Source organism: Onishia taeanensis (assembly GCF_003268885.1).
Classification (GTDB): Bacteria; Pseudomonadota; Gammaproteobacteria; order Pseudomonadales; family Halomonadaceae; genus Onishia; species Onishia taeanensis_A.
In genome coordinates, this window is the sequence record NZ_QLSX01000012.1 from 33,952 (window position 1) to 55,528 (window position 21,577).

Consider the following 21,577-nt stretch of genomic DNA (forward strand, 5'->3'; position numbering starts at 1 on the left):
CCTAGCCCTCGACTGTCTCGGCAGTGGCAACGCGTTCCAGCAAGGGCTTGAGGAAGTGCCCGGTGTGGGAACTCGGGTTGGCCGCGACCTGCTCGGGCGTGCCTTCGGCAATGATCTGTCCACCGCCTGAGCCGCCTTCGGGGCCGAGATCGATTAGCCAGTCGGCGGTCTTGATTACGTCCAGGTTATGCTCGATGACCACGATGGTGTTGCCATGGTCGCGCAGCCTGTGCAGAACCGTCAGCAGTTGGCGGATGTCCTCGAAGTGCAGGCCGGTGGTGGGTTCGTCGAGGATATACAGCGTCTTGCCGGTGTCGCGCTTGGCGAGCTCCCGGGCGAGTTTGATGCGCTGGGCTTCGCCGCCGGACAGGGTGGTGGCGCTCTGCCCCAGGCGAATATAGGACAGGCCCACGTCCAGCAGTGTCTGCAGGCGACGGGCAATGGCCGGCACGGGGCTGAAGAATTCCAGTGCGTCCTCTACCGTCATGTCCAGCACCTCGTGGATGCTCTTGCCCTTGTACTGGATCTCGAGCGTCTCGCGGTTATAGCGCTTGCCCTTGCAGACGTCGCATGGCACGTAGATGTCCGGCAGGAAGTGCATCTCGACCTTGATCATGCCCTCGCCCTGGCAGGCCTCGCAGCGGCCGCCCTTGACGTTGAAGCTGAAGCGCCCCGGCTTGTAGCCACGGGACCGCGCCTCCTGGGTGCCGGAGAACAGTTCGCGGATAGGCGTGAAGATGCCGGTATAGGTAGCCGGGTTGGAGCGTGGGGTACGGCCGATCGGGCTCTGGTCGATGTCGATGACCTTGTCGAGCTGGTCAAGGCCCTCGATGCCGGTGTGAGCCGCCGGCGTGAGGGTAGTGGCCTTGTTGAGCTCCCGGGCGGCGATCGGCATCAGAGTGCCATTGATCAGCGTCGACTTGCCCGAGCCGGAAACCCCGGTGACGCAGGTCAGCACGCCTAGCGGCAGCGTCAGGGTGACGTCGCGCAGGTTGTTGCCTGACGCGCCGATGAGCCTAAGCTGTTTCTCGGGGTTGCCGGGGATGCGCCAGGGCGGTACCTCGATGCGTCGCGTGCCGGACAGGTACTGGCCGGTCAGCGAGCCGGGCGTGTCCTTGATCTGCTGTGGGGTGCCCTGGGCGACGATCTCGCCACCGTGGACCCCGGCGCCGGGGCCGATATCCAGCACATGATCCGCGGCGAGGATGGCCTCCTCATCATGTTCGACCACGATCACGGTATTGCCCAGGTCCCGCAGCCGTTCGAGCGTCTTGAGCAGGCGGTCGTTGTCCCGCTGGTGCAGACCGATCGAGGGCTCGTCGAGGATGTACATCACCCCGACCAGGCCCGCGCCGATCTGGCTCGCCAGGCGGATGCGCTGGGCTTCGCCGCCGGAGAGGGTCTCGGCGCTGCGTTCCAGGTTCAGATAGTCCAGGCCGACATTAACGAGGAATTCCAGGCGCGCATGAATCTCATGGATGATCTTGACCGCGATCTCGCCCTTGCGGCCCGGCAGGGCCAGCGACTCGAAGTAGCTCATCGCCTCGCCGATCGGCAGGCCGACCAGCTGTGGCAGGGTCCGGTCGTCGATGTAGACGTGGCGCGACTCCTTACGCAGCCGCGAACCGTGGCAGCTGGGGCAGGGCTGGACGGCAATGTAGCGCGACAGCTCCTCGCGGACCATGCTCGATTCGGTTTCCCGGTAGCGGCGCTGCATGTTGGGCAGCACGCCCTCGAAGGGGTGTTCCCGCGTCACCTGGCGGCCACGGTCGTTGACGTAGCTAAAGGAGACGTCGTCGTGGCCGCTGCCGTGCAGGATGACGTCCCGCTCGTGCCGGGCCAGGTCCTGCCAAGGAGTCTCCAGGGCGAAGCGGTAGTGCGCGGCGACGGCCTGTAGCTGGCTGAAATAGTAGACGCTGCGCCGGTCCCAGCCCTTGATCACGCCTTCGGCCAGCGACAGCTCCGGATGGCTGATCAGCTTGTCCGGGTCGAAGACCTGCTGAACGCCGAGACCGTCACAGGTGGAACAGGCGCCGGCCGGATTGTTGAAGGAGAACATGCGCGGCTCGAGCTCGGCGATCGAGTAGCCACACACCGGGCAGGCGAAGCGCGCCGAGAAGTTGATGTCTTCCTGGTCGCCGTCCATGAAGTGAACGATCGCTACGCCGTCGGCGAGCCCCAGAGCGGTCTCGAAGGACTCTGCCAGGCGCTGGGTCAGGCCCTCGCGCACCTTTACCCGATCGACCACCACGCTGATGTCGTGCTTCTTGTTCTTTTCCAGCGGCGCCAGGTCGTCAAGCTCGAGCACCTGGCCGTCGATCATCGCCCGTACGAAGCCCTGAGCACGCAGCTCGCTGAGCAGCTGCAGGTGTTCACCCTTGCGGCCCTTGATCACCGGTGCCAGCAGCATCAGCTTGCTGCCTTCGGGCAGGCCAAGGACCTGATCGACCATCTGAGAAATGGTCTGGGCTTCCAGATCCTCACCGTGTTCGGGGCAGCGCGGCGTGCCAGCGCGGGCGAACAGCAGGCGCAGATAATCGTAGATCTCGGTGATGGTGCCGACGGTCGAGCGCGGGTTATGCGAGGTAGACTTCTGTTCGATGGAGATCGCCGGTGACAGCCCCTCGATATGATCGACATCGGGCTTTTCCATCATCGACAGGAACTGGCGGGCGTAGGTGGACAGTGATTCCACATAGCGCCGCTGACCCTCTGCATAGAGGGTGTCGAAGGCAAGTGAGGACTTGCCCGAACCGGACAGGCCGGTGACGACGATCAGCTTGTCGCGTGGCAGCTCGACGTCGATTTGCTTGAGGTTGTGGGTGCGGGCACCCCTGACCAGGATCTTGTCCATTGCCACCTCGTGCAGCACAAAAGCTCGAGTATACGGGCTTGGCGAGTGCGGCGCCAAAGCCAGGCAGCTTTACGCCCCACTGCCTTTCCCTGGGCATGGCCTAGCCGGTAGAATACGGGGTCTACTAAGGCGTGTTTCGCGCCCCTTTCATGCGTTTGGGATTTCTATTCTCCATGGTTTCTCGTTTGCTGACCGCCCCCGAGCGGCGCGCCATCAGTGGCCTGGCGGGGCTCTATGCCTCGCGAATGCTGGGCCTGTTCATGGTGCTGCCGGTGCTCGCTCTGCATGCCGGCGACCTGGCCGGCGCCACCCCTTTCTTGGTCGGCGTGGCACTGGGTATCTACGGGCTCTCCCAGGCCGTGCTGCAGATCCCCTTCGGACAACTGTCGGATCGCATCGGCCGCAAGCCGGTGATTACCGCCGGCCTGCTGCTGTTCTTCCTGGGTAGCGCCGTGGCCGCCCAGGCCGACAGCATCGTGGACATCATCATCGGCCGCGGCCTGCAGGGCTGTGGTGCGGTAGCCGCCGCCATCATGGCGTTGCTCGCCGACCAGACCCGTGAGCAGGTGCGTACCGCGGCGATGGCCACTATTGGCCTGTCGATCGGTGTGGCCTTCGCCGTGGCCATGGTGCTTGGTCCCTTGCTGGCCGCCCACTATGGCCTCAGCGGGGTGTTCTGGTTCACCGCCGCCCTGGCGCTGGTGGGAATTCTGGTGCTGTGGAAGCTGGTGCCTCCGGCACCGCGCCGCATGCGCCACCGGGACGTCGGCCTCGATCGCGGCCAGCTCAAGTCGATGCTGAGACGCGGCGACCTGGTGCGCCTGGATATCTCGATCTTCTCCCTGCACCTGCTGCTGATGATGATCTTCGTCGCGGTGCCGGTTCGCCTCGCCGCGCTGGGGGTGCCGGCCAATCAGCATGGCTGGGTCTATCTCGGCATCATGGGGCTTGCCTTCGTGGCGATGGTGCCGCTGGTGATCATCGCCGAGAAGCGTCAGCGCATGAAGAGCATGATGGTGCTGGCGGTGTCCGGGCTGACGCTGAGCCTGCTGGGCATGGGCCTGATGAATACCGGCTGGTGGAGCCTGGCTGTGCTGCTGATGGTCTTCTTCACCGCATTCAATCTGCTCGAGGCAACCCTGCCCTCGATGATCAGCAAGCTGGCACCGGCGGGTACCAAGGGCACCGCCATGGGAGTCTATTCCACCAGCCAGTTCCTCGGAGCCTTCCTCGGTGGCGTGCTGGGCGGTGCCCTGAGCCAGCAGTGGGGACAAGACGCGGTTTTCTACGGTGCTACGCTGGTAGGGGTGCTGTGGCTGGGGGTGATGTATGGCATGCCTACACCGCGTCATCTTTCGAGCGAAGTGGTGGCGCTTGATGAGCGTACCCATGAGGATGCCCTGGAAACCCTGATGCAACGCTTCGCCGAAGTGGCAGGCGTCGAAGACGTGCTGGTGGTACCTGAGGAGCGTCTTGCCTACCTCAAGGTTGACCGTCAGCAACTGGACAGCGAGGCCCTGGCGCGAGTGGCCGGGGCTCAGGACCGCTAGACGGTCACCATTCATCGGGGCGGCCAGGCGGTCGCCCGCAATCAAGGAGTAAAACATGGCCCGTGGTGTAAACAAGGTCATCCTGATCGGCAATCTGGGCCAGGACCCGGAAGTACGTTTTCTGCCTTCCGGCAACCCGGTCGCCAACCTGCGCATCGCCACCACCGACAGCTGGACTGATCGCCAGAGCGGACAGCGCCAGGAGCGCACCGAGTGGCACACAGTGGTGCTGTTCAACAAGCTCGCCGAGATCGCTCAGCAGTACGTCAAGAAAGGCTCACGCATTTATGTCGAAGGTCGTCTGCAGACCCGCAAATGGCAGGGTCAGGACGGTCAGGATCGCTATTCCACCGAGATCGTCTGCAACGATATGCAGATGCTCGACTCGCGAAGCGGCGGTCAGGGTGGCTCCCCGCAGAACGATCCTCAGGGGGGCAACTATGCGGGCGGCATGAACCAGGGCGGCATGCCGCAGGGTAATGCTGCTCAGCAGGGTGGCGGTGCCGGCAACTACGGCAACGCGCCCCAGCAGCCTCCCCAGGGCAACAATTATGGTCAGCAAGGCGGCCCGCAGCAGGGCGGACAGCCCCAGCGCCCGCCGCAGCAACCGCCCCAGCAGCCGCAGCAGGGTAACAACTTCGGCGCACCGAATCCGGGCAGCTTCGACGACTTCGATGATGAGATTCCGTTCTGAGGCGACCAGCCTTTTCCTGCGCTGAATCGGTGCCCATGAAGGAGCCTTCGTGAAGCTGTTGATACTGGATGCCGGGCACTGTCTGAGCCTGGCACTGGCCCGTGAGGCCAATCGTCGTACCGATACCGAGCTGGTGATCGAGGCCGGGGTGGAACTCGAGGTCGGCCGGCTCGCCGAGATCTCACCTGATGCGGTGCTGGTTCCGCCGCTGGTGCAGCCGATGGATATCGAGCCGGCAGCCGTCACGGCCCATGCCGAGGCGGTCGAGCGTTGCCTGGCGAGCTGCCGGGAACTCGGTGTGCCGCTGGTGTGGGCGGTATCGGATCAGCTCTATGAAGACGGCTTCGAGGGCCCTATCGATGAACACGTCAGGCCCGAGCCGCGTGACGAAGGATTGCGCCAACTGATGGCCGTCGGCCAGCAGATTCGCGAGCGACACCCCCGCCACCTGATCGTGCGATTGGGGCCGTTGTTCTCCCTGGAAGGGAGTGGCGCCTGGCTTGGCAGCATGCTCGATCGACTGGTCAGCGGCGATGAGTTGAGCGCGGCTCAGGATGTCATCTTCTGCCCGACGTCGGCGGATGCGGCGGCCATGGCCCTGATCGGCATGCTGCAGCAGATTCACTGCGGTGCAGAAAGCTGGGGGGTCTACCATCTGGCGGGTACCGAACCGGTCAGCGCTTTCGCCTTCGCCTCGATGGTGCGTACTCAACTGGTCACTCGCCTCGAAGGCCTCGGCCAGCCGCTGCTGCTTGGCGAACTCAAGGCGCTTGATCATCATCACGGGCAACCCCTGCGTCGGGTGCTTAACTGTCGTCGCGTACTGCAGGTGTTCGGCGTACACCAGAAACCCTGGCGTCTTGAAGTCGGCCGCATGCTCGACGCCTGGTGCCAGGCCTATCGTCCTTCCGACTCACCTATTGATCACCGGGGGGGCAACGCATGAATACCCTGCGCAGTCTGCTCTTCTACGCCGGTTACTTCCTGGCCATGATCCTTAGCGGGATTTTTCTGCTGCCCTTAGCGCCGCTGCTGCCGTTGCGTTCGCGCTATCGACTGTTGAATCTCTACAATCATGTGGTTATCGCCTGGTTTCGTATTACCTGCGGCGTGCGCTATGACTTCCACGGGCGCGAGAACGTGCCCGAGGGCGCCTGCGTGATTCTCTCGAATCACCAGTGCGAATGGGAGACCATCTATCTTCAATTGATCAAGCCGCCGGTGTGCACGGTGCTCAAGCAGGAGCTGCTGAACTTCCCGATCTTCGGCTGGGGGCTGAGGCTGCTCAAGCCGATTGCACTGGATCGCTCCAAGCCGGCTCGGGCCATGAAGCAGGTGCTTATCCAGGGGAAGGAGCGTCTCGATGAGGGACTGTCGGTGCTGATCTTTCCGGAGGGTACCCGGGTGCCAACGGGCGAGCGCCGGCGCTACAACAAGAGCGGTGCGGTGATCGCCTGCCGCGCCGGGGTGCCGGTGCTGCCGGTGGCGCACAATGCCGGTGAGCGTTGGCCGGGACGGCACTGGGTCAAGAATCCGGGGCGCCTGACGCTCGAGATTGGCCCGCCGATCGAGACCGACGGTCGCACGGCAGAAGAGGTGCTGGTAGATGTCGAAGCCTGGATCGAGGGTCGCCTGGCGGAGATATCCGAGGTGCCGAGGCCCGAAAGCACGCCCGCCAAAGCGACCGTGAGCAACTGATGTCGCCGGACCTGTCAGTCAGTGTCTAGTGAGTGCGAGTGAGCCGCCGACGAATCTGTCCGTGATGTCATAAACAACGTTATAAACAACACACTAGAAACACAGTGCGATAAACAAAGAAGGCGCCCCAAGGGGCGCCTTCTTTGCGTTCGCGGGGCGACAGGCCTGAACGTCAGCTGCTGAACTTCTCCAGCACCAGGCAGGCATTGGTGCCGCCGAAGCCGAAGCTGTTGGACAGCACGCGCGTCACCTCGGCGTCGTCTCGACGTTCGGTGACGATGTCGAAGCCCTCTGCCTGGTCATCGAGTTTCTCGATGTTGGCCGAGGCAGCGATGAAGCGATGCTCCATCATCATCAGCGAGTAGATCGCTTCCTGCACGCCGGTGGCGCCCAGTGAATGGCCGGTCAGCGACTTGGTCGAGCTCATCGCCGGCGTCCGATCCCCGAACACCTCGCGAATGGCCTTCAGCTCGGCAACATCACCCACAGGCGTGGAGGTACCGTGCGTGTTGACGTAGTCGATGCTGCCCTTGACCGTGGCCATGGCTTGACGCATGCAGCGGGCCGCGCCCTCGCCGGATGGCGCCACCATGTCGTAACCATCCGAGGTGGCACCATAGCCGACCACTTCGGCATAGATCTTGGCGCCGCGTGCCTGAGCGTGCTCCAGGTCTTCGAGCACCAGCATGCCGCCACCACCGGCGATCACGAAGCCGTCGCGGGCCTGATCATAGGGGCGCGACGCCTTGTCCGGCGTTTCGTTATAGTGGGTCGACAGCGCGCCCATGGCGTCGAATAGGCAGGACAGGGTCCAGTGCTCTTCTTCGCCACCGCCGGCAAACACCACGTCCTGCTTGCCCAGCTGGATCTGCTCGACGGCGCTGCCGATGCAGTGAGCCGAGGTCGCACAGGCCGAGGAGATCGAGTAGTTGACGCCCTTGATCTTGAATGGGGTCGCCAAACAGGCCGAGACGGTACTGCCCATGGTGCGGGTGACCCGGTAGGGCCCCACACGGCGCAGGCCCTTCTCGCGCAAGACGTCGGCAGCTTCGACCTGGTTGGCGCTGGACGCGCCGCCGGAGCCGGCGATCAGACCGGTACGCTCGTTCGATACCTGCTCTGGGGTAAGGCCCGAGTCTTCGATGGCCTGAGCCATGCTCACATAAGCATAGGCTGCGGCATCCCCCATGAAGCGGCGCAGCTTGCGATCGACCAGCGCGTCGAGGTCGATATCCACGACGCCCGCCACCTGGCTGCGGAAGCCGCGTTCAGCGTAGTCGTCCTTGAAACGGATGCCAGAGCGCCCTGCCTTGAGCGCATCGAGGACCTGGTGCCGGTCGTTGCCGAGGCAAGACACGATGCCCAGCCCGGTGACTACCACTCGTCGCATGGGAGCCTCCTGATCAGAAATTCGCGGTGGAGGTGAACAGGCCGACCCGCAGGTCATTGGCCTGGTAGATATCGCGGCCGTCGACGGACACAGTGCCATCGGCGATGCCAAGAATCAGGCGCCGGGTAATGATGCGCTTGACGTTGATATGGTATTTGACCTTCTTCGCTTCCGGTAGGATCTGGCCAGAGAACTTGACCTCGCCACAGCCCAGAGCACGGCCGCGTCCCGGGTGGCCAAGCCAGCCCAGGTAGAAGCCGACCAACTGCCACATGGCATCCAGGCCCAGGCAGCCGGGCATGACCGGGTCGCCGGGGAAATGGCAGTCGAAGAACCACAGGTCCGGGTGGATATCGAGTTCAGCAATCAGCTCGCCTTTGCCGTATTCACCGCCTTCCTCGTGGATATGGGTGACGCGGTCGAGCATCAGCATGTTGGGTGCCGGCAGCTGGGCATTGCCCGGGCCGAACAGTTCACCTTGGCTGCATGCCAGCAGCTCTTCGTGGCTAAAGGAGTGTTGCTTGGTCACAGAATCATTCCGAGAGTCGACATTAGGGTGGGCCGGAGGCCGGCTAGACTGCGGGCCATTCTACTGGCAGCACCAGATGATTGCACGTCGCCACCCTTGGCAGCGGTCCGGCTGACGAGAGGCTAGGCACCGCGCCCTCACCATTTTGGTGATTAACCATTAAACCCATGGTAGCGTTCGCCGATAGAATAATGAAAGGTACGAACTTCTTTCGTACTCGAGTCCATGGACCGTAAAACTGATGATCCCTTATGTGGCCGCTCTTTACACTTAATCGACCAATGGTCTGGCTGGGCTTGCTCGGCGTCGCCGCCCTGCCCTGGGCCAGCGGAGTGGGAGTGCGCCTGATGACCCTGCTGCTGCTCGCTCTGGGGCTGTGGGATGCCTGGCGGATGGTGCGCCAGGAGCATGCCCGCCGAGCCTTGGGGGAGCAGGTGATGCTGAGCTCCGAGGACGGCGTCATGATCTGCGACGCCCGCCACCGTATCCTCACGGTCAATCCTGCCTTTACCCAGATCACCGGCTATGCCCTCGAGGAGGTGCGTGGCCAGGACCCGTCGATGCTATCGGCCGGACGTCACGACAAGGCCTTCTACGATCGCTACTGGGAGGCTCTCACCTCGCTCGGCAAATGGGAAGGCGAGATCTGGAACCAGCGCAAGCAGGGCGACCAGTACCCGGAATGGCTGCGCATTCAAGCCTACCGTGGAGAGAATGGCAAGGTCAGTCATTACGTGGGACTGTTTACCGACATTTCTCGTCACAAGGCGCGCGAGCAGGACATGCGGCGAATTGGCTTCGAGGACCCCTTGACCGGCCTGCCCAACCGTCGGCGCCTTCACGATCTGCTGAGTTCGCGGCTGCGCCACCTGCGGGCCGGCGAGGGGCTGGACATGGCGCTGATCGACATCGACGGCTTCAAGGCCATCAACGATGCCATGGGCGTCGAGGCGGGTGACCGGCTGCTGTCGCGCTTTGGACAGCGGCTGGCGCGGCAGGTCGCTGGGGGTGTGGTGGGGCGCTTGGGTGGCGATGAATTCATGGTCATCCGCACCACCAACTTCGACGATCATGATACCTGGGTGGCCGGGCTCTGCGAGCATCTGACGGCACCCTTCGAACAGGATGGTCAGTCGCTGCGCCTGGGGCTGACCGTCGGCAGCTGTCGGGCACCGGATGATGGCCGCGACTCCAATGTGCTACTGCAGCGGCTGGAAAGCGCTCTCTACAGCGCCAAGCGCCACGGCCGCAACCATCATAAGCGCTTTCAGCCTGCCTTGGATGAGCCGGGGGATCGGCAGCTCGAACTGGTCAACGATCTGCGCGCGGCGCTCGCCCAAGGTGGTCAGCTTGAGCTGCATTATCAGACTCAGTACAGCCTCAAGGATGGTTCTCTGGTAGGCATGGAGGCGCTCATGCGTTGGCGTCACCCACGGCTGGGCATGGTGTCGCCAGGAGACTTCATCCCGCTGGCCGAGCGCCATGGCCTGATGACGCCGCTGGGTGCCTGGGTGATCGAGCAGGCGGTCTCACAGTTGGCGCGCTGGCAACAGGCCGGGCTGCCGCGAGTGCCGGTCTGGGTAAATATTTCGGCGCTGCAGCTGATTCAGGGCGACCTGGAATCGCGGATTTCCGCCTGTCTGGCCCGTTACAAGGTGCCGGCCCAGCTGCTCGGACTCGAGCTTACCGAGTCGGTGCTGCTCGATGAGCGCGCCGGCGATGTTTACCCGCGCATGACATCATTGCGCGACAAGGGCCACCAGATCGCCATCGATGATTTCGGGACCGGCTATTCTTCCCTGAGCTACCTGAAGCGATTGCCGGTAGACAAGCTAAAGCTTGATCGGGCCTTTGTGCGTGCGCTGCCTGATGATCGTGCGGATGCGGCGATCGTCGGCGCGGTGCTGGCGATGGCCCAAGGGCTGTCGCTGACGGTGGTGGCGGAAGGCGTCGAGACGCCGGCGCAGCGGGACTTCCTGCGCAAGCAGGGCTGTCCCGAAGTGCAGGGTTTCCTGTTCTCGCGCCCGGTGCCTCCAGACGAGATCGAGGCACGGCTCAGGCAAGAGGGCACTGGGGTTTACTCAGGCGATGGTGCGGCTATCGCCCCGGCCTAGCCAGCTCGCTTGTGTAACGGCTTTCATGGCTGGAGGTTAGCGCTGGTGGTCAAGAACGCCTCCGCCCCAGGCGATGGCTGAGCCCCAGGCATAGCGCCGCCCACACCAGCGCCTCCGCTGGCAGCAGCCAAGGCGCCAGCTCCACCCCGGACAGCCGTGCGCCGGCCAGATAGGACAGCGGACCGCTCGTCGCCCCCCCCAGCGCCGCCAGCCAAGGGCGTTGCCATAGCCAGACCAGGGAATGCTGCGGCAAGGTGGCAAACAGCGGCCACAGCAGCCACAGCCAGAGAGGCAGCGGTAGCGCCATCAAGGCGCCTGCCCCCGCGCCCGCCAGGGCGGCCTCACCGCCAGCGGTGGCATCGAAGCCAAAGCCGCCGAGCAGTACGAAACTGCCATCGATGATCAGCCCCAGGGTGGCGAAAGCCGCCAGCAGCCGCCATTCCCCCGGCCGCCCTAGCCAGAAAAGGTGCCCGGCCACGATCATCGCCGCCACTCCGCTACCTATCGCGCTGCCCCCCAGCACGCAGGCAAACCAGCCGACCTGAAAGGCCACGATATTGGCTACCGAGGCCATCCAGCCACTGGGACCAGGCCGGGTCACGGCGATCCCGTCAAGGCGTCACGGCGGGCGCCGGGTTTCGCCATCAGCAGGTGGCAGGTGCCGATGCTGCGTTCCAGGAAGCCGCCTTCGCAGTAGCACATGTAGTAACGCCACATGCGAATGAAGCGCTCGTCATAGCCGAGCTTGCGTACCCGGTCCAACTGCGACTCGAAGCGATGGCGCCACTCGCGCAGGGTGCGCGCATAGTGCAGCCCAATCTCGTCGAGCGAGAGCACGTTCAGCGAGGTGTGACGGGTCATGCCGTCGAGAATGGCGCGATGCGAGGGCAGGAAGCCGCCGGGGAAGATATAGCGCTTGATGAAATCCATCTCACGCTTGGCGGCCTCGAAGCGCTGATCACGGATGGTGATCGCCTGCAGCATCACCATGCCATCGTCGGTGAGCAGTCGATCCAGGGTCTCGAGGTAGGTGTTGAGATACTGGTGGCCCACCGCCTCGATCATCTCCACCGAGATCAACCGATCATAGCGGCCCTCCAGTGCCCGATAGTCCTGCTTGAGCAGGGTGATTCGCTCACCAAGCCCCTCTTCCTCGATGCGCTTCGCGGTATGGGCGTACTGCTCGTCGGAGATGGTGGTGGTAGTCACCCGACAGCCGCGGCTCTTGGCGGCATGGATAGCGAGCCCTCCCCAGCCGGTGCCGATTTCCAGCAGATGGTTGTCAGGGCCCACGTCGAGCTTGTCGAGCATCACGTCGAGCTTGTGGGTCGATGCCTCCTCGAGGCTCGCCTCCGGGTGAGGGAAGACGGCGCTCGAGTACATCCAGTGCTCGGTGTCGAGGAAGGTGGCGAACAGGTCGTTACCCAGGTCGTAGTGGGCCGAAATGTTGCGCCGGGCGCCGCGCTGCGTGTTGCGCTGCAGGGCATAGGCGGCGGTCAACAGCCAGCGGCCGAGGCGGGCGCTGCCGTTCTCGACCTCGCCATTGACCCTTTCCATGTTGGCGGCAAACAGCCGGGTCAGGCCGACCAGGTCATCGGCTTCCCAGTCGCCGTCCATGTAGGCCTCGGCGGCGCCTACCGTGCCGCCCAGCGCCAGCCGGCGCCAGGCCTGGGCGCGCTTGACCACGACCGTGACGGAAAGGGGGCCACCGCGGCCCAGCGTATGGCTCTGATCGCCTTCGATCAGGGTGATCTGGCCGCCTTCGAGATCGTTCAACTGGGCGAGCAGGCGGGGCTTGAGCAGTCGGGTCAGGCGGTCGCCCGTGTCCGACTGCGGCGCTGAGGTGGCAGAGCGGATCGTACTCACGACGGTGTCTCCTCGCGGTGGGGATGGTCATGGATCGGCACCCGTTTGGCCCACAGACGCAGGGCCTCCAGGTGAATGCCGGCCAGGGTCTTGAGGCTAATGAAGGGCTGTCGGACCAGGGTGGCCACCAGTGCGCCACGGGTCGCGGCCCGGGCCTTCAGGGTCAGGGTGGCATCGAAGTGCAGCGCTTCGTCCTTCCAGGTTTCCATGTGCATCATCAGGTGCTCGCCGGGCGTCGAGAAGCGCCAGCGATAGATCATGTCCATGGGGTTGAAGGGCGAGACGTGCATGGCCTTGTCGAAACTGGCCTGGTGGCTGTGACGCGCCGGGTCGACACGGCAGGCATAGCGCACCCGCTCGCCCCAGGGCGTATTGGTGACTTCGGCCAGCAGCGCGACCAGTCGGTCATCGGCGTTGTAAGCGTAGTAGAGGGTGATCGGGTTGAAGGCCACCCCGAGGGTGCGCAGCTGGGTCAGCATGCACACCCGGCCGTCGGGGGCCTCGCCGAGCTGGCGTTCGAGCTCTTCCCTGACCACTTGCTTCAGCGGGCGCTCATGGGGCGCGAGATAGTCGGCGCGGCGAAAACGGGCCAGTGCCAGCCGCCCTTCGCCGAAGCCCGGCACGCCGCGAAATAGCGCCGGCAGCTCGTCGAGATCCAGCCAGGCCATCCACAGTCCATAGCGAAAGGCATGAGTCCTGGGCCAGTAGCGTCGATGGCGCAGGTGGCCGTGATAGATCCGGGAGCGGGGGGCGGCGATCATGCGGGCGCCTCCGCACCGGTCTCGCTGCCTGTGCGGGCGTCGTCGGCCGGGCGCGGCGTGTCACCCAGCGCCAGGGCCACGCGGCGAGCACTCCATACGCCATCCTCGTGGAAGCCGTTGCGCCAGTAGGCGCCGCAGAAGTGGGTGCGCTTGTCGGTGCCGGATATCTCGGCATGGCGCGCCTGGGCAGCCTGACCGGCCAGGGTGAAGCAGGGATGCGCGTAGGTGAAACGCCCCAGTATCTGGCGTGGATTGATGCTGGCGCTGTCGTTGAGGGTCACGCAGAAGGTGTGCGGCGCCTCCAGGCGTTGCAGGATGTTCATGTCATAGGTCACTGAGACTCGGGCGGCATTGCCGCGACCGTCCAGACGGTAGTTCCAACTGGCCCATGCGCGCTCGCGGCGGGGCAGCAGGCGAGTGTCGGTGTGCAGCACCACCTCGTTGTCCTGATAGGGCATGGCACCGAGAATCTCACGCTCGGCGTCGCTGGCATCCTCGAGCAGCGCAAGGGCTTGATCCGAGTGGCAGGCCAGTACTACCTGGTCGAAGTGCTCGACGCCATGGCGGCTTGTGATCTCGACGCCGTCGGCGCGTCGACGGATGCCCTGCACCGGGCTCTGCAGACGAATGCCCTTGGCATAGGGTGCAGTCAGCGCTGGGATGTATGCCCGGGAGCCGCCCACCAGGGTGTGCCACTGGGGGCGATGGCTGACCGATAGCAGGCCATGGTTCTTGAAGAAACGTACGAAGAAGGTCAGCGGAAAGCCCATCAGGTCACGGATGCTGGCCGACCAGATCGCCGCGCCCATCGGCAGCAGGTAGCGGTGGCGGAAGTCCTCGCCGTAACCGCCGGCGTCCAGGTAGTCGCCAAGCGTTAGCGCCGGGTCCAGGCGGCCGCTGTCCAGGTCGCGGACCGCCGCGCGGTTGAAGCGCAGCAGGTCGGCCAGCATGCGGTAGAAGCGCGGGCGCAGGAGGTTGCGCCGCTGGGCAAAGAGAGAGCCCAGGGTGTGGCCGTTGTACTCGAAGTCATAGGCGCGTTCGTGCACCGAGAAGCTCATCTCGGTGGGCTGGCTGGGTACGCCCAGTTCGACCAGCAGGGCCTGGAAGTGCGGGTAGGTCCAGTCGTTGAAGACGATGAAGCCGGTATCGATGGCGTAGTCGCAACCGTCCAGCGTCACATCGATGGTGGCGGTGTGCCCACCCAGGCGCTCGCTGGCCTCGAAGAGCGTGATGTCGTGATGCTTGGACAGATAGTAGCCCGCGGCCATGCCGCTGATGCCGCTTCCAATCACGGCGATGCGCTGCCGGCTCATGTCTTGCCTCCTGCTGCCCGGGTATCGCGGTCGCGGGTCATGCGCTTGCCGAGTCGCCAGCGCAGCCCGGGCGGCAGGATGCCCATCAGCTTGACTAGGTAGGTGAAGCGCCTGGGGAAGTGAATGTCCAGCGAGCGCCGCTCGAGGCCCTTGAGGATGGCCTCGACGGCGGTATCGACGCTGACGCGCATCGGCATCGGGAAGTCGTTGCGCTCGGTGAGCGGCGTCTTGACGAAGCCCGGATGAATCACGCTGACGTCGATGTCCTCGGCGGCGAGGTCCAGGCGCAGCGATTCCATGAAGTAGCTGAGCGCCGCCTTGGAGGCGCCGTAGGCCTCGGCTCTGGGCAGGGCGACGTAGGCAGAGGCGCTGGACGTGGCGGCCAGCAGCGGCCGGCTGCCATCGATGTCGCGTGCCTGGCGCAGCAGCGGCAGCGCCGCCTCGATGGTATAGAGGGCGCCGTGGAAGTTGGGGGCGAAGACTCGCTCTACGAGATCGACATCGAAGTCTCGGGCGTCCAGGTATTCGCAGGTCCCGGCATTGAGCAGCGCAAGCTCGAGCCCGCCGAAGGCCTCCATGATCTGCTCGCCGGCTGCCGCTACGGCCGCGCGGTCGGTGATGTCCAGCGGTACCGCCAGGGCATTGTCATGACCTTCGGTCAGCGCCTGAAGCTTCTCGGCGCTGCGGGCGCTCAAGGCCACCCGATGACCGTCGTCGAGCAGGCGTTCGGCCAGGGCGCGGCCGATGCCCGAGGTCGCCCCGGTCAACCAGATGCGCTGCGGATGCGGTGTTGTGGTCATGCTTCCTCCTGGCCAGACGGCCGTGTCGGCCTCGATGGGCACGCGCCTCGCGGTCCTTCTTGCGGCGGCATTTCTATAAGCTACGTCGGCAGTGGCCAATGGGTTTCAGGCCCCGGCGCGTCGCTTGAGGTGACGAATCACCCAGCCGAGCCCGGGGAGCCGCTCATAGAGCAGTTCCCCGGCATCGAAGTAGTCGCGGTGGTGCTGCACCTTTTGTGGTTCTTGGTCGCTGCCGGCCCGGGGCGGCGCGAACGTCAGCCGTGAGCAACCTTCCACTTCATAGGCCTTTCCCCCAGACAGGCGGGGGTGGCGCAGCGTCATGGTCCAGGTGACGAATGCGGTGTCGCCTTGGCGCTGCTGATGGTGGAAGGTGAACTGACATTCCTCTACATGGGTGTACAAGGCCGCGAAGTAGGTTTCAAGTTCGCTCAGTCCCTCGATGCGGTGCAGCGGGTCCTGAAAGACAATGTCATCAGTGTATACGTTGCCCAACTGATCTGTACAGGTCTTGTCTAGCTTATTGAAGAAGGCGCAGAAAGCGTCGAGGGCCGGGTCACGAGACATGATGACTCCTGTTCAGGGCGCGCCCCGTCAGGACGCGTCGCTCTTGAGGGCCTTGAAGGCGTCTAGCGCCCTCGCGCGGGCGGCCTTGTGGTCGACGATCGGCGCCGGATAGTCGGCTTGGCCGAGCAGATCGCCTGCCGGTGGCGCATGGCGCTGCTTGGCCGAAAGCGTCGCCAGAGAGGGCAGATAGGTCTTGATGAAGGTGCCTTCCGGGTCGAAGCGCTGGGACTGGGTGGTGGGGTTGAAAATGCGGAAATAGGGGGCGGCATCGGTGCCGGTGGACGCGGCCCACTGCCAGCCGCCGTTGTTGGCGGCGAACTCACCGTCGATCAGGTGGCGCAGGAAAAAGGCTTCGCCGCGGCGCCAGTCGATCAGCAGATGTTTGGTCAGGAACATGGCGGTGACCATGCGCAGCCGATTGTGCATCCAGCCGGTCTCGACCAGCTGGCGCATGGCGGCATCAACGATCGGATAGCCGGTGCGTCCCTCACACCAGGCCGTGAAGGCGGTCTCGTCGTCGCGCCAGGCCAGGGCCTCGGTGTGTTGCTGAAAGGCCCGGTGACGGCACACTCGAGGAAAGCCGATGACGATGTGTTGATAGAATTCCCGCCAGACCAGCTCGTTGACCCAGGCGGTAAGGCCTGCGTCGCCCTCGTCGAGTCGGCCGTCGTTTTCGGCCAGCACCGCCTGACAGCACTGACGAAAGGAAAGCATCCCCAGCGCCAGATAGGGGGAGAGCTCGCTGGTGCCGGCGACCGCCGGCAGGTCGCGCTGCGCCTTGTAGTGGCGGCCGCGAAAGCGCAGGAAACGCTCCAGCCGATCGGCGGCGGCCTGCTCGCCGGCGGGCCAGCGCTCCGGTGCGGCGGGGGCGTCGCAAAGGGCGGGCAGCGCGGGTATCGGTTCGCTTGAGATTTCAAGCGGTGCCTGGACGGCGGGTGCGTCGTGCAGGGCCAGGCGCTCGGGCGTGAGTGCCCGGTGCCAGGCCTTGGCGAAGGGCGTGAAGACGCTGTAGTAGGCGCCTTGCCCGGTGCGCAACTCGCCGGGGGCGAAGGCAATGGCGTCGGTGTACGCCTTGACCGTCAGGCCCTGGCGGTCGAAGGCATGGATGACCGCTTCATCGCGGCGCCATTCGTTGAGGGGGTATTCGCGGTTGAAGTGCAGGGCGCAGGCGCCGACCTCTTCGGCCAGGGCGAGCAGGGTGGCCGGGGCGGCATCGAAGTGATCAATCTCGCGGTGCAGCAGCGGGATGTTGTAACCGGCGAGATCCTCGGCCAGGGCGGCGACGCCGCGATTGAGGAAGTCGAGCTTGTTGGCCCCGTGGCCGTGGGCCTGCCACTGGGGCAGGCAGCGCAGGAAGACGGCGATCACCGGGCCCTGACGGGCAGCATCACTCAGGGCAGTGTTGTCGTGAAGTCGCAGATCGCTGCGCAGCCAGACCAGTCGAGGGGCAGCGCCAGCCTGAGTCACACCTTGCATGATCACTCCTGTCATTGTGAGGGAAAACCGTGTTTGAGGAGGCCGTGTCAGGGGTGATTCGGGGCTGGCCGCGATCAGCCTCGCGTCAGCGGCTTGAGCCGGGAGATGGCCTGGAGCGGGTCATCGCCGAGCACCGCTACCTGAGTATCGCTCAGCTCCTGCTCGCGGATGCGCGCCACCGGCCCGCAGAGGCCCAGCGGCACGGTGAGCTGCTCTGCGAGCTTGGGCAGCTGGCGCCGGAACAGTTCGGTGCGCTCGGCCTGGCCGCTGCACACCAGCATGGCGGCGGCGTTCAGGCGTTGCACGGCGAGCGGCATCTCGCTGAGGGGCAGGGCGTCGTCGAACAGCTGCACGCGATAACCGGCGTCGCTTGCCGTCAGGGCGATCAGCAGCTCCCAGAGCATGCCGTGGGCGTCCGGCAACCGGCTGATCAGCACCAGACCGCCGGTGCCCACCTGGTTGCCGTGATACAGGCGGGTGCCGATACGGCTGCGCAGGAAGGATTCCAGGGTCGCGCGCTGCAGCGCCGCGCCGAGCTGGTCGCCCCAGTTTTCCTCGAGCGACGCGACCAGCGGCTTGAACAGCTCGCCGACGCAGGTGGCCACCGGGTAGAGCGTCATGGCCTGATGGTAGAGCGTATCCAGGCGTTCGAGATCAAGGGCTTCGACGGCGGCTTGCCACTGCTGGCGCTGACCCGCCCAGTCGCCAATAGCAGGCGCCTGAGGCTCGGCCGGCGCCGGCTGGTCAAGCAGCTCGCGCACCTGGCTGACCGGTACGCCGCGATTGAGCCATTGCAGGATATGCTCGACACGCTCCACGTCTTCGTAGGCGTAGAGGCGGTGGCCCTTAGCGGTGCGCTGAGGACGAATCAGACCGTAGCGTCGTTCCCAGGCCCGCAAGGTCACCGAGTTGACCCCCGTCAATCGCGAAACCTCACGAATGGGATAGAGCGGCGTATCGGCCGGGTGGGTCGCCTTGGTAGTCATGCGCTGGGGAGCCTCTCGCTGTGTCAGTCGAAACAGCGACCGGCAAACACTGCGCTACGTCGCTGATGGGCCTAAGAATGGTGCAAAATATTATACAAGGCAATGATGTTGTACAAAGTGTGGGGCGAGCGGCGTCCCGTTACCGCCGCGGATCAGCCGTTGGCGCGCTCGTCGATGATGCCGGCCAGGGCATCGACGAAGGCCGGATGCTCGCCCACCGGCGGCAGCAGCGTCAGTTCGATATCGGGATGGGCCTCGCCCAGGGCGGTGATCTGCCCCGGTACGTCTTCGCGAAGGTGACGACCGGCGGCGAAGAATAGCGGCAGGATGTCGGCCCGCTCGATGCCGCTGTCGCGAAGCTCGGCCACGGTGGCTTCCAGCGACGGCTCGCAGAGCTCCATGTAGGCCATGCGCAACGGGGTAGAGAGACGCCCCGCCAGGGTCTCGGCGAGGGATTCGAAGGGGGCCTTCCAGCGCGGATCACGAGAGCCGTGGGCGAGCAGGATCAGGGCGTGTGACATGAAAACCTCTTGGCGTGCAGGAAATGAGCGGTCGTATCGGTGGCAACGCCGACGCCGGGCCTCATCAGGGCGACTGGTGGTAGCGGCGTTACCGGTCATGGGGCTGGCCGAGGGCCAGTCTCTCAGCTATCAGTCTTCCAACTATCAACTTCTTACCACTTCTCAGCGACCGATCTCGTTAGCGACCGATCTCGGCGGCCAGGGCTTGGCCCAGGTCGTGCCCGGACAGCCAGGCCCCTTCGATTCGTGGCGAACGGAAGGCATCGCCACACAGTGCAATGCCCCGGGCGCTGAGCCGGTAGCCAGGGCCCGAGATCGGTCCGGATGGCCTGGCATAGCGCCAGCGGTGAGCACCGATGAGGCGCGGCTTGGGTAACGGCTGGGCGTAGAATGTCTCGAAGGCCGAGAATAGCCGCTCTGCTACCGTATCGGCATCGTCCTCCAGCCAGGCAGTGCTGGCCTCGGGGCTGGCGAGCAGGGTCAGGCTTTCGTCCTGCGATTGGCGGCCGGGCTTGGTGTCGTTGCGGCTGATCATGGCCAGCGGGCCGACATTGACGAAGGCGGCCTGCCAGTCAGCATCGACGCCAGGCAGTTCCGGCAGGGGCTCATCGAAGACCACGTGGCCAGCCCAGCAGGGTTTTTGCACGATGGCGAGGCAGTCGGCGGCCAGCGCCGGGTCGTGGGGCGCGACCAGCGGCTCGGCCTGAGGAGTGGGCACCGTGACCACTACCCGGGCATAGGGGCCATGATCGCGGCCTGTGTCGTCGGCCAGCCACCAGCCGTCGGCTTTCTGGTGCAGGGCGGTAATGCGTGTCTGGACATGCAGATTGAGGCCTTCGGCCAGCGAACGTGTCAGGGCGCTCATGCGCGGCGCGGCGCTGTAGCGCGTTTGATCGTCATAGTGGGGCTGCCAGCCGTCGGCCTCTACCCGCCACAGTCGCTGCGGCCAGGGAGCCACCAGCCCGGCTTTGCGCCAGGCTTCGACTTGCTCGGAGAAGCGTGCCTCGCGGACGGTGAAATACTGAGCCCCCAGATCGACGACGGCGCCGGGCAGCCGACGGCTGGTCAGGCGGCCGCCCGGTCCACGTGCCTTGTCGAAGACCTCGCTTGAGATGTCGCGATCGGCGAGTACCTGAGCACAGGCGAGCCCCGATAGGCCGGCGCCGATAATGGCGATGGAAGGGGTGGCAGTCATGAATCCTCCGGGAGACTGGCGTGGCTGGCGCTGCAGCGATTAGTTACTAGGTTAACAGAGTCGTACAAACGCTGTATAACATTTAGCCTGTCCTGCGGTGGTCCGCCACCGCCTTCTGGGACTGATGCAGGCAGCGAGTCCTGGCGTGGCAGGATCGTCATGAGCCACGCTTGTTATCAGGCTCCTGTTCTCAGCCCGCTGTCCACGGATTTTTGTTCTCAGGCGCTGTGGCAGCATCTTTCCTCGGGTTAGCTTGCCAAGGCGAGACGGTTCGACGTCGGTAGGTATCACATTCGATTCAGCATTCTAGGAGGCAGCATGCGTATTCTGGTCACTGGTGGAACCGGCTTCGTTGGTAGGCCCCTGTGCCAACGCCTGGCCGAGGCGGGACACGACCTGCTGGTGGTGTCCCGGGATCCGGCCAGCGCGCGGGACCTGCTGCCGGCGGATGCGAGGATCGCGGACTCGGTAATGGCATTCGCCGAGGCGCGGCCAGAGGCGATCATCAACCTCGCCGGCGAATCGATCGCCGGTAAGCGCTGGAGCGAGGCGCAGAAGACCCGGCTGGTGGACTCTCGCGTCGATATCACCCGGGAGCTGGTCAAGCTGTGCGGTCAGCTTGCCGAGGAGGGCGCGGCGCCGCGGGTGATGATCTCCGGCTCGGCGATGGGCTACTACGGCGACCAGGGCGACACCCGGGTGACCGAGGACACCTCGCCGCACGATGAATTCGCCCACCGCCTATGCGAACGCTGGGAGCAGGAGGCCAAGGCAGCCGAGGCCCATGGCGTTCGGGTCGTACTGGTGCGCACGGGGCTGGTGCTCGAGAAAGACGGTGGAACCCTTGCGAAGATGCTCACGCCCTTCAAGCTGGGGCTGGGTGGCCCCTTCGGCAGCGGGCGTCAGTTCATGCCCTGGATCCACCGTGAGGACATGTTGCGGCTGCTCGAGTTTCTGCTCGAGCACGAGGAGCTCAGCGGCCCCTTCAATGCCTCGGCCCCCAAGCCCGAGACCAACGCCGCCTTTACCGCCACCCTGGCCCGGCACCTCAAGCGGCCGGCCTTCATGGCGGTGCCGGCCTGCGTGCTCAAGGTAGGCCTCGGCGACATGGCCAACCTGCTGCTGACTGGTGCCGACATGCGCCCGGCGCGCCTCGAGAAAGCCGGCTTTCGCTTCGAGTACCCGACTCTCGATCAGGCGCTGACGGCGATCCTCGGGCGCTAGGCCTTTCACAGCCGGTGCGGCTATCTCCGCACCGGCATATCT

Annotated in this window: 19 protein-coding genes; 6 read left to right on the forward strand and 13 right to left on the reverse strand. The window is 64.9% G+C overall.

All coding sequences use genetic code 11. The features are described from left to right. Position 1: 1 nt before the first annotated feature. Positions 2 to 2,854, reverse strand: coding sequence for an excinuclease ABC subunit UvrA (gene uvrA / locus BCL93_RS14850; RefSeq protein ID WP_112056027.1), 2,853 nt, complete (start codon positions 2,852 to 2,854; stop codon positions 2 to 4). Positions 2,855 to 3,027: 173 nt separating this feature from the next. On the opposite strand from uvrA, the gene BCL93_RS14855 reads away from it, so the two are divergent. From BCL93_RS14855 to BCL93_RS14870, 4 genes are read left to right on the forward strand one after another with little or no spacing between them, the layout of a single operon-like run. After that, positions 3,028 to 4,404, forward strand: coding sequence for an MFS transporter (locus BCL93_RS14855; RefSeq protein WP_112056028.1), 1,377 nt, complete (start codon positions 3,028 to 3,030; stop codon positions 4,402 to 4,404). Positions 4,405 to 4,459: 55 nt separating this feature from the next. Beyond that, positions 4,460 to 5,098, forward strand: coding sequence for a single-stranded DNA-binding protein (locus tag BCL93_RS14860; protein ID WP_112056029.1), 639 nt, complete (start codon positions 4,460 to 4,462; stop codon positions 5,096 to 5,098). Positions 5,099 to 5,147: 49 nt separating this feature from the next. Continuing rightward, the gene (locus BCL93_RS14865) at positions 5,148 to 6,044 is read left to right on the forward strand and encodes a sugar nucleotide-binding protein (protein WP_112056030.1); all 897 of its coding nucleotides are present in this window, start codon (positions 5,148 to 5,150) and stop codon (positions 6,042 to 6,044) included. After that, complete coding sequence (locus BCL93_RS14870; RefSeq protein WP_112056031.1) at positions 6,041 to 6,796, forward strand: lysophospholipid acyltransferase family protein; 756 nt, start codon at positions 6,041 to 6,043, stop codon at positions 6,794 to 6,796. Before BCL93_RS14865 ends, BCL93_RS14870 begins: the two co-directional genes overlap by 4 nt. Positions 6,797 to 6,968: 172 nt before the next feature. Here the strand turns inward: BCL93_RS14870 and fabB are convergent, their stop codons facing one another. Both fabB and fabA read right to left on the reverse strand, forming a co-directional pair. Then, complete coding sequence (gene fabB, locus BCL93_RS14875) at positions 6,969 to 8,186, reverse strand: beta-ketoacyl-ACP synthase I (RefSeq protein ID WP_112056032.1); 1,218 nt, start codon at positions 8,184 to 8,186, stop codon at positions 6,969 to 6,971. A gap of 13 nt (positions 8,187 to 8,199) precedes the next feature. Continuing rightward, positions 8,200 to 8,715, reverse strand: coding sequence for a 3-hydroxyacyl-[acyl-carrier-protein] dehydratase FabA (fabA, locus tag BCL93_RS14880; RefSeq protein ID WP_092527144.1), 516 nt, complete (start codon positions 8,713 to 8,715; stop codon positions 8,200 to 8,202). Positions 8,716 to 8,966: 251 nt separating this feature from the next. Here fabA and BCL93_RS14885 point away from each other — a divergent pair, with 251 nt between their 5' ends. Beyond that, a complete protein-coding gene (locus BCL93_RS14885; RefSeq protein WP_112056033.1) occupies positions 8,967 to 10,829 on the forward strand; it encodes a putative bifunctional diguanylate cyclase/phosphodiesterase in 1,863 nt (620 codons plus the stop codon). 49 nt (positions 10,830 to 10,878) lie between these two features. Here the strand turns inward: BCL93_RS14885 and BCL93_RS14890 are convergent, their stop codons facing one another. The 10 genes from BCL93_RS14890 to BCL93_RS14935 all read right to left on the reverse strand — a co-directional run bounded on the left by BCL93_RS14890 (position 10,879) and on the right by BCL93_RS14935 (position 20,311). Beyond that, positions 10,879 to 11,430 (reverse strand): DUF2878 domain-containing protein, encoded by a 552-nt coding sequence (locus BCL93_RS14890; RefSeq protein WP_309251239.1) that lies wholly within the window; start codon positions 11,428 to 11,430, stop codon positions 10,879 to 10,881. Continuing rightward, positions 11,427 to 12,695, reverse strand: coding sequence for an SAM-dependent methyltransferase (locus BCL93_RS14895; RefSeq protein WP_112056035.1), 1,269 nt, complete (start codon positions 12,693 to 12,695; stop codon positions 11,427 to 11,429). Before BCL93_RS14895 ends, BCL93_RS14890 begins: the two co-directional genes overlap by 4 nt. Continuing rightward, positions 12,692 to 13,456, reverse strand: a complete 765-nt coding sequence (locus BCL93_RS14900; RefSeq protein WP_112056036.1) for a DUF1365 domain-containing protein — start codon at positions 13,454 to 13,456, stop codon at positions 12,692 to 12,694. Before BCL93_RS14900 ends, BCL93_RS14895 begins: the two co-directional genes overlap by 4 nt. Further along, on the reverse strand, positions 13,453 to 14,769 hold the full coding sequence (locus BCL93_RS14905) for an NAD(P)/FAD-dependent oxidoreductase (RefSeq protein ID WP_112056037.1): 1,317 nt from the start codon (positions 14,767 to 14,769) through the stop codon (positions 13,453 to 13,455). Before BCL93_RS14905 ends, BCL93_RS14900 begins: the two co-directional genes overlap by 4 nt. Next, on the reverse strand, positions 14,766 to 15,569 hold the full coding sequence (locus tag BCL93_RS14910) for an SDR family NAD(P)-dependent oxidoreductase (protein WP_112056038.1): 804 nt from the start codon (positions 15,567 to 15,569) through the stop codon (positions 14,766 to 14,768). Before BCL93_RS14910 ends, BCL93_RS14905 begins: the two co-directional genes overlap by 4 nt. Positions 15,570 to 15,674: 105 nt before the next feature. Further along, a complete protein-coding gene (locus BCL93_RS14915) occupies positions 15,675 to 16,133 on the reverse strand; it encodes a nuclear transport factor 2 family protein (RefSeq protein WP_112056039.1) in 459 nt (152 codons plus the stop codon). A 27-nt stretch (positions 16,134 to 16,160) separates the two neighbouring features. Next, positions 16,161 to 17,609 (reverse strand): deoxyribodipyrimidine photo-lyase, encoded by a 1,449-nt coding sequence (gene phrB / locus BCL93_RS14920; protein WP_112056040.1) that lies wholly within the window; start codon positions 17,607 to 17,609, stop codon positions 16,161 to 16,163. A gap of 74 nt (positions 17,610 to 17,683) precedes the next feature. Continuing rightward, positions 17,684 to 18,595: a MerR family transcriptional regulator gene (locus BCL93_RS14925; protein WP_112056041.1), complete on the reverse strand. Its 912-nt coding sequence runs from the start codon at positions 18,593 to 18,595 to the stop codon at positions 17,684 to 17,686. Positions 18,596 to 18,747: 152 nt separating this feature from the next. Beyond that, positions 18,748 to 19,116: a sirohydrochlorin chelatase gene (locus tag BCL93_RS14930; protein ID WP_112056042.1), complete on the reverse strand. Its 369-nt coding sequence runs from the start codon at positions 19,114 to 19,116 to the stop codon at positions 18,748 to 18,750. Between the two features lie 178 nt (positions 19,117 to 19,294). After that, positions 19,295 to 20,311, reverse strand: coding sequence for an NAD(P)/FAD-dependent oxidoreductase (locus BCL93_RS14935; protein WP_112056043.1), 1,017 nt, complete (start codon positions 20,309 to 20,311; stop codon positions 19,295 to 19,297). A 318-nt stretch (positions 20,312 to 20,629) separates the two neighbouring features. On the opposite strand from BCL93_RS14935, the gene BCL93_RS14940 reads away from it, so the two are divergent. Beyond that, positions 20,630 to 21,535: a TIGR01777 family oxidoreductase gene (locus tag BCL93_RS14940; RefSeq protein ID WP_112056044.1), complete on the forward strand. Its 906-nt coding sequence runs from the start codon at positions 20,630 to 20,632 to the stop codon at positions 21,533 to 21,535. Positions 21,536 to 21,577: the final 42 nt, after the last annotated feature.